Here is a 7,426-nt window from a genome sequence, read left to right as displayed (position 1 = left end):
TCAACGCACAGGGTGAAGACGTTGTTTCGGGGCGGCATGCGGTAGGCGGCGGGCTGGATGACCTTTCGCGCCGGATGCCGGCGACTGTGCGCGAACTGGAGATCATCGCCGAGGTGCTGGAATCCGAGTTCGGCGACATGCAGGAGTTCGAATTCACCATCGAGGACGGGACGCTCTATATCCTGCAGACGCGCAGTGGAAAGCGCACCCCATGGGCGTCACTCGTCATTGCGGTAGAAATGATGGAGGAGGGACTCCTGACGCACGACGCGATGCGCGAACGACTTGCCGGCCTCGATCTGGACCGGATTTCCCGAAGGCGTAGCCTTTCCTCTTCCGGTGAGTCACCACTGGCGAGCGGGGTCGGCACTGGGCCAGGTGTCGCGGCCGGATGCATCGCGGTTTCGGGCGAGGGTGCGCACCGATTGGCGAAGGAAGGCATGCCGGTGATTCTGGTCCGGGACGACATCGCCACCGATGAGATCTCGGAAGGTGTCTTGTCGAGATTCGGCGGCAGGACATCGCATGCGGCGGTGGTGGCTCGTCAGATGGACAAGGTCTGCATCGTCGCCTGTCAGGGGCTCGAGTGCGACCCAGAGAACAGCTTGATCAAGCTCGGAGGGCACATTCTGCGTGAGGGGGATTACCTTACGCTGGATGGCGAGAGCGGAATGGTATTTGCGGGGGAGGTGGCCAGCGAGCTCGAGTTTCCAACAGCCTGGCTCGATCGCCTGAGGAGTTCAGCTGCGGGTGCTTGAAGCGCCGTGCAGGGGAGGTAACGCCATTCGGTCGCCTCAGGGGACGACCGGTGGCGTCACCTTCTTGGGAGCGAACTTCAGGCCGCCCGGGTTGCCTTGGCCGATCGGCGGCGACCATTCGTGCCGGCGAGACTGGCTTCCATGGAACGGGCGATCTCCACGCTTGCATCGGCCAACTGATCGGCCGAAGTCTCGGCCGCATCCACGACGCAGTCGATTCGCCCCAGCGCGGGCTCGATGCCGCGAGGCGACCAGTACTGGATCTGGTCCACCATGCGGTGTGCGCTCTTGCTGATCACGTGCAGTTGCGCTTCGAAGGTCTGGACGAGTTCGGCATAGTGCTCGGTGACCAAGTGGGTGGACGCCTTGAAACCGCTTTGGAAGACATCGGATGCCGGGCGCGGCGATTCTCCCTCGGCTATGGCGAGACTCCAGTCGTAGGGATAGAACGCGTGGTCGCGTGAGATCTTGAATAAGAGCTCGAACGACTTGTGCAAGGCTTGCAGGCTGGAACGATATGCGCCAGACAGGTTATCCAGACTGTCCATGTGATGTTCAATGATCATCTGCCGTGAAAACATTACTAACTCCAGTGGTTGACGGTAACCCTACTATGCCCGCGGGGGGTTTCAGCATCGGGACAGTTTCATGACATTGCATGCCAGCAAGGAACCAGCGTCCGTTCTCCGTCACGCTGGCGACAGCTAAGGCGGACGAGAAGACGCTTTGCTTCCGGCGTCGGGTTAATATCGCACTCCATCCTTGCTCGTGCGGTGCATCATGGCGGAATGGTTTCCGATCGCCGATCCGGTGCTGGTTTTCGCACTGGTCGCCCTGTTGATCCTGCTTGCGCCCCTGGTCATGGGCCGCTGGCGGCTGCCGGGCACGATCGGTCTGCTTCTGGCGGGGGCCTTGCTCGGCCCGAATGCGCTCGGGGTGCTCGCGCGCGACTCGTCGTTCGTGCTGTTCGGCACGGTGGGCCTGTTGTACATCATGTTCACCGCCGCGCTCGAGATCGACATGGTGGTGTTGCGCCGCTACAAGCTGCACAGCATCGTCTTCGGTCTGCTCACCTTCGCCATTCCGCAGTCGATCGGTACGTTGGTGGCCTATTACCTGCTCGGGTTTGATCTGCTCCCGGCGATCCTGCTGGCTTCGCTTTTCGCTTCGCATACGCTGCTCGCCTACCCGGTGGCGAGTCGCCTGGGCATTGCCAGGAACCAGGCAGTGACCGCTGCGGTGGGCGGGACGATTGTCACCGACACCTTGGCCCTTCTTGTGCTTGCGGTGATCGCCGGCGCCACGCGCGGCGAAATGGACGAGCATTTCTGGCTGCGCCTGGGCGGAAGCCTGGTGCTCTATATCTTTGCGATTCTTTACGGGCTGCCGAAACTGGCGCGCTGGTTCTTCCGTAACGTCGGTCGGGACGGTGTTTCCGAGTTCGTGTTCGTGCTGTCCACCGTGTTCGGCTGCGCCAGTCTTGCACACCTTGCCGGTTCGGAACCCATTGTCGGCGCCTTTCTTGCTGGCCTCGCGCTGAACAGGCTGATTCCGCACAACAGCACCTTGATGAACCGGCTGCAGTTCACCGGCAATGCGATTTTCATTCCATTCTTCCTGTTGTCGGTGGGCATGTTGCTCGACGTGGCCGCATTGGTGATGGATACCCGGGCGATGACCGTCGCCGTAGGCATGATCGGATCCGTACTGATCACCAAGTGGATCGCCGCCGAGGCCACGCGACTGCTTCTTGGCTACAGCCGCGAGCAGGCTAGGGTGGTGTTCGGACTTAGCGTGGCGCAGGCGGCAGCGACCCTGGCTGCGACGATGGTGGGCTATCAACTCGGCCTTTTTGATGATGCGGTGGTCAACGGAGCCATTCTGATGATGCTCGTTACCTGCATCATCGCGCCGTGGCAGGTCGATCACTACGGACGAAAGGTGGCGCGCCGCTCGGAACTCGAGTTGAGCACCGACGAGGACATGCCGCAACGGATGCTGGTCAGCGTGTCGGAGCGAGCACCGGTCAACCAGTTGCTCGATCTGGCCCTTCTGTTGCGCAATACGAGTCAGGATCAGCCGGTGTTTCCGCTCACTGTGATAGAAGACGGCGATGATGCAAGTGAACAGGTCGCAGCGGCCGAGCGGGTACTCTCAAGAGCCGTCGAGCATCTGTCCGCAGCTGACGTGTCGTCGCGCCCGGTGACACGGATCGACCTTAACCTGGCTGCCGGTGTCCTCAAGGCGCGCCGCGAACTCAATGCCACCGAAGTGGTGATGGGTTGGAGCGGGCGAACCACCACCCCAGACTTTTTCTTCGGTTCGCTGCTCGATAGCATGCTGAGCGACCGTGACTATTCACTGGTGATCAGTCGCCCGCGCGGGCCGTTGACGACCTGCCGCCGTATTCTGCTCGCGATCCCCCCGGATGCCGAACTCGAGCCTGGATTCGCGAACGGCGTCGTGCTGGTCAAACGAATCGCGCGGCAGCTAGACGCCGAGCTCCTCCTGATCGGTGAGTCGCGACGGGCGCGAGATGTGCGCGAGCGGGTGGCGGCCGTGAAACCTGCTTGCGATCTGAACAGCATGGGTACTTCTCGCTGGACCAATGTCGTCAGAACCATCAACGACAAGCTGCAGGAAGGCGATATGCTGGTCTTGTACGGATCGCGCCCGGGCAGTCCCGCCTGGCGCACGGCGATGGGGCGCCTGCCGGCTCGACTCGCTGGCATTTTTCCCAACGTCAACCTGCTGCTGGTGTTTCCGGCAGAACCGAAACAGGCCCAGCCCGATACCGTGATCTTCGGACCGCCTCCGCCGACGGTGATGTTCGACCCGCGTGACGCGCGGCGGTGAGGCAGTGCGTGAAGCGTTGTGCTTATTGCGACAGGTTCAGGTTGCCGACGCCGTCGACGCCTTCGATGAGGAAGACGCCGCGTGGAATGTGCTCCTTGCAGGGCGCCACGCGGCGACCTTCGTAGTTCAGTCGCAGTGTTTCAACGCCTTGTCTGGCGGGTTCGTAATGCAGGGTGACCACACCTTGATAGCTGTACTGGAAATCTCCCTCGAAGCGCCCCTCGAGCCTGAGCGAACCCTCGGTGTCGGTGCAACTGGCTTCGACCGTACGGCGCAACCAGTCGCCGCGCCATTGCACTTGCTCGCAGGAGCCGAGATCGACCACCGGGTTGAGCAGCGGAGCGTCCTCATCCGCCACCACGCAATAGTGGTAGTCGGGTGCCCGTTCGGATGCCCCCGTGATCTGGGTGCTGAGCAGCCAGAGCCCCGGCATGCGGAGAGGAGCCGGGGCTGGCTCCGCCGAGGTGGCCAGTGTGGGAGCGAGCAAGGCCGCCGCTGTGGCGATGACGAGAAACTGGCGCATGATGGACCCTCGAGCGGGAATAATGAGTTTGTTGTATTTCAGCAGCAAGAGTACGGACTGTGATTGATCAGAGTCAATCGTCTCCCTGAGTCTGAGCGTCAAGCACGGATGTCGCCTCTGTCAGCCGACTGGTCCCTATTGAACCAGACGGCTGGCAGTGGTCCTCAAAGCGCCATGAATGCGACGGTCTCGGCCTGCGATTATCCTTTACCAGGAGTCCGAATCCGCTACGCACCTTACTGCCGTTTCTCGGTTCAACCCCCTAGTCTCCCGGAACGCCTTTCCAGCGTACCCGGCTCACACCGGCGGTCGCGGTGCACTGTTCGACGAAGCGCACCAGGCGGCCACGCTGGGCGTTGGTGCAGCGAAGCTCGAGGAAGAGACAGCCACCCCCGTCGGCCTGCAGCTTGAGTCGCTGGCTGCTCATGACCAGCCCCTCGCGGTGCTGGAAGCTTGCTGCGCGCTCGAGCAGCAGTTCGCCGACCTCGCGCCGCGAGAATGCGATCGCAAGCCGGTAATCGTGAGCCGAGCTGACCTGTGCCGGGATGGTCTGCTGCTCAAGTTGCAGCGGGGTAGTGGCCGGAACCTGTTCGCTTCCGCGCTTGCCCAGCGGATGACGGATGCGGGCCGCGAGGGCGCGCAGCCGGTTCTGCCAGGACGCAGTGCGTCCGGCAGGGGGAATAGGGGCGTTCTGAATCATCACCGTCTCCTGTCGCTACGAGACTTGGTGAGACCGGGCCGAGCACGGACGCACGAGCAAGCGAAGACTTGCGGCACGGCAATGCGCAAAGACAGAGTATGAGATCTGCTGGTCGGACTACTTGGCCGCTCGGGCCGGGAGGACACCGCACCTGATCAGGCGCGGCAGAGGAGGTCTGCGTGCCTGTCAGCGAGCGGTGCCGATCAGAGATCGACAACTACCATCACTGGAACCAGTACCCACGAAGGACTCCTGAATTGATAACCTTGCAAGTGTACTTTTGTGCGCCGCAGCAGGTCAACCCCCGGACCGTAGTTCGTTTGCGAAATCTGTCACGGAGGCAGATCAGGTTCCGAAGTAGCGGCCTGGACGGTGGTTGATGGCGATGACCAGGTTCAAAGCGCCGGCGCCGAGAATCGAGAGCGCCACCAGCAGTGGTGAGACATAGAACAGGGCAGCGGCGAGTATCAGGCCGTCGGCCGCCATCTGGATCTTGCCGGCCCGCCACCCTTTGTGACGTTGCAGCACCAGTGCGACGATACCGATGCCGCCGAGGCTCGCATGATGACGAAACAGCATCAGCAGGCCGATCCCGGCGAGCAGGCCTCCCATCACCGCGGCAAATACCGGATTGAGGTCACCGATCACGAAAAGATGCGGCAGCCACTCGGAATACACCGACAGAAGCGCGACCGAGACAAAGGTCTTGATCGTGAACTCCCAACCCATTGCCTTGATGGCGAAGAGGTAGAAGGGGATGCTGATCAGAAAGTAGATCAGGCCGAAGGCTTGCCCGGTGGCGTAATGAACGAGTAGCGCGATGCCCGCGGTACCGCCGGTCAACAAACCGGCATGGCGCAGAAAGACGACCGAGAGCGCGACCAGGAGGGTGCCGACGAGCAGGGCCTGAGCGTCCTCGAGAAGGCTGTGCCGCATTGCGGAGAGTGCGTCGCTCACGGGTGCGGGTCGCAGGTTCAGAGGTCGGCGATCAGGAAGGAGACAAGACGCATGTCGCCATCCTCGGGCAGTACGACGCATTCCCAGGTGGCGGCAACATCGTCGCCGAGCATGTTGCGGAAGCTGCCTTCGATGGTCACCACCCAGGTGCCGGCCTCCTGGCGCTCAATCGGCCAGTCCTCCAGCGGCGGGATGTCAGCGGCCTCAGGTTCGTCCAGGGTGGGCAGCAGCGCTTGTTCGCAAATCGTGCGCGCGAGGGATTCAGGTGACACCTGCTCGGCATTCACTGTGCTGTCAGCCGTTGGCACGTCCTGTCCGCAAGCGGCTAGCGCGGAAGCCATGAATGCAACACAGAGGGTTACTGCAAATCGCGGAGACAGAGTGTGGGCGAAAGTCATGCCGCAGATTATACCGCGCACGCTCGGAGTCCATCAGTCGTCCCGGTGTTCCTTCCAGTGCCGGGCGGTTTCGGTTACCCGCAGGATGAAATCGGTCTTGGCATCGGCGTAGGCTCGGCGGTCGCCGGACGCCATGGCGATGCGTTGCTTCAGCGCGCCGTACTCCCTGGCGGTTTCAGGGTGCGCAATGAGATAGTCACGGAACAGCAGCCGCTCCCATTCGGGCGAACTGGCAGTGAGCATGTGGATATGATGGCTGCGCCGGCCGAGTGCGTCGCGTTTGATGAACCAGGTGTATTCGGGACTGACGCCGTCGCGCCATGAGGGGCGCCAGAAAAACTCGTAGCCCTGGGCCTCGAGTATGGGGGCGAAGGTCTCACGCACCTCCTTGAGTGAGCGCACCTCGACAAGCATGTCCACAATGGGCTTGGCTGCGAGACCGGGCACCGCGGTGCTGCCGAAGTGCTCGATGCGTCCGACGCTGCCCGGTGGCAGGCATGCGCGCAGGTGGTCGCGCTCGCGCGCGAACGCCACTGGCCACGCCGGGTCGTAGGGGGTGATCTCCACGCTTTCGCTGGTGGCGCGCTGGACGTGTTCGTCGCTTTCGGACATGGCTGAGATGCTCCCCGATCGCTCGAAAACCGTCATTCTAAGGCCACAGTAGCGTGCGCGTCTCGGGCGCTGGGCTACAATGCGGACCGCTTTTCATTCGCTTTTTCTGGATCTCCGATGAATTTCTCCGAGCGACTCGCCGTGATGGCGCAATACCTGCTGCCCAAGCAGGCGCTGACCGCGTTGATGGGCAAACTGGCCCACAGCGAGGGGGGGGCGCTGACGACTGCGGTGATCCGCTGGTTCGTGCGTCGTTACGCGGTTGCGATGAGTGAGGCCGCACAGTCGGATCCGGCCGCCTATCCGAGTTTCAACGCGTTCTTTACCCGGCCGCTCAAGGACGGTGTGCGCCCGATCTCGGCAGCGGCATTCGTGTGTCCTGTCGACGGGGCGATCAGCCAGTTCGGCGCGGTCGAGGCGGGACGCATCTTCCAGGCCAAGGGTCACGACTACACCGCGACCGCGCTGGTGGGGGGGGATGCCGAACTGGCCGAGCGTTTTCGTGACGGCAGTTTTGCGACGATCTACCTGAGTCCGCGCGATTATCACCGCATCCACATGCCTTGCGACGGGCGTCTGATGCGGATGATCCATGTGCCGGGCGACCTGTTTTCAGTCAACC

Annotated in this window: 9 protein-coding genes; 3 read left to right on the top strand and 6 right to left on the bottom strand. The window is 62.4% G+C overall.

Annotated features, from left to right (window positions below):
* A partial coding sequence (locus GPA21_RS17940) for a PEP-utilizing enzyme (RefSeq protein WP_246262045.1) occupies positions 1–758 on the top strand: 758 nt, incomplete at its 5' end.
* Between the two features lie 77 nt (positions 759–835).
* Here GPA21_RS17940 and GPA21_RS17935 read toward each other — a convergent pair.
* Positions 836–1,339, bottom strand: a complete 504-nt coding sequence (locus GPA21_RS17935) for a hypothetical protein (protein WP_168989473.1) — start codon at positions 1,337–1,339, stop codon at positions 836–838.
* Positions 1,340–1,538: 199 nt separating this feature from the next.
* On the opposite strand from GPA21_RS17935, the gene GPA21_RS17930 reads away from it, so the two are divergent.
* Positions 1,539–3,614, top strand: coding sequence for a cation:proton antiporter (locus tag GPA21_RS17930; protein ID WP_168989472.1), 2,076 nt, complete (start codon positions 1,539–1,541; stop codon positions 3,612–3,614).
* Between the two features lie 22 nt (positions 3,615–3,636).
* Here GPA21_RS17930 and GPA21_RS17925 read toward each other — a convergent pair whose 3' ends face one another.
* The 5 genes from GPA21_RS17925 to GPA21_RS17905 all read right to left on the bottom strand — a co-directional run bounded on the left by GPA21_RS17925 (position 3,637) and on the right by GPA21_RS17905 (position 6,804).
* Entirely contained in the window at positions 3,637–4,137 is a 501-nt protein-coding gene (locus GPA21_RS17925) for a DUF3617 domain-containing protein (RefSeq protein ID WP_168989471.1), read from the bottom strand.
* Between the two features lie 262 nt (positions 4,138–4,399).
* Entirely contained in the window at positions 4,400–4,837 is a 438-nt protein-coding gene (locus GPA21_RS17920; RefSeq protein ID WP_168989470.1) for a hypothetical protein, read from the bottom strand.
* Positions 4,838–5,182: 345 nt separating this feature from the next.
* Positions 5,183–5,794, bottom strand: coding sequence for a YitT family protein (locus GPA21_RS17915; RefSeq protein ID WP_339379810.1), 612 nt, complete (start codon positions 5,792–5,794; stop codon positions 5,183–5,185).
* Positions 5,795–5,811: 17 nt separating this feature from the next.
* Positions 5,812–6,102, bottom strand: coding sequence for a hypothetical protein (locus tag GPA21_RS17910; protein WP_211163680.1), 291 nt, complete (start codon positions 6,100–6,102; stop codon positions 5,812–5,814).
* Positions 6,103–6,225: 123 nt separating this feature from the next.
* Positions 6,226–6,804: a GrpB family protein gene (locus GPA21_RS17905; RefSeq protein WP_168989467.1), complete on the bottom strand. Its 579-nt coding sequence runs from the start codon at positions 6,802–6,804 to the stop codon at positions 6,226–6,228.
* Positions 6,805–6,921: 117 nt separating this feature from the next.
* On the opposite strand from GPA21_RS17905, the gene asd reads away from it, so the two are divergent.
* Positions 6,922–7,426 (top strand): archaetidylserine decarboxylase (gene asd / locus GPA21_RS17900; RefSeq protein ID WP_168989466.1); only part of this gene is annotated, 505 nt, incomplete at its 3' end.

Origin of the sequence: Azoarcus taiwanensis (assembly GCF_012910885.1) — a bacterium.
Classification (GTDB): domain Bacteria; phylum Pseudomonadota; class Gammaproteobacteria; order Burkholderiales; family Rhodocyclaceae; genus Azoarcus_F; species Azoarcus_F taiwanensis.
The sequence above is the reverse complement of the archived record's forward strand: the minus strand, read 5'-3'. Positions and strand labels throughout refer to the sequence as shown.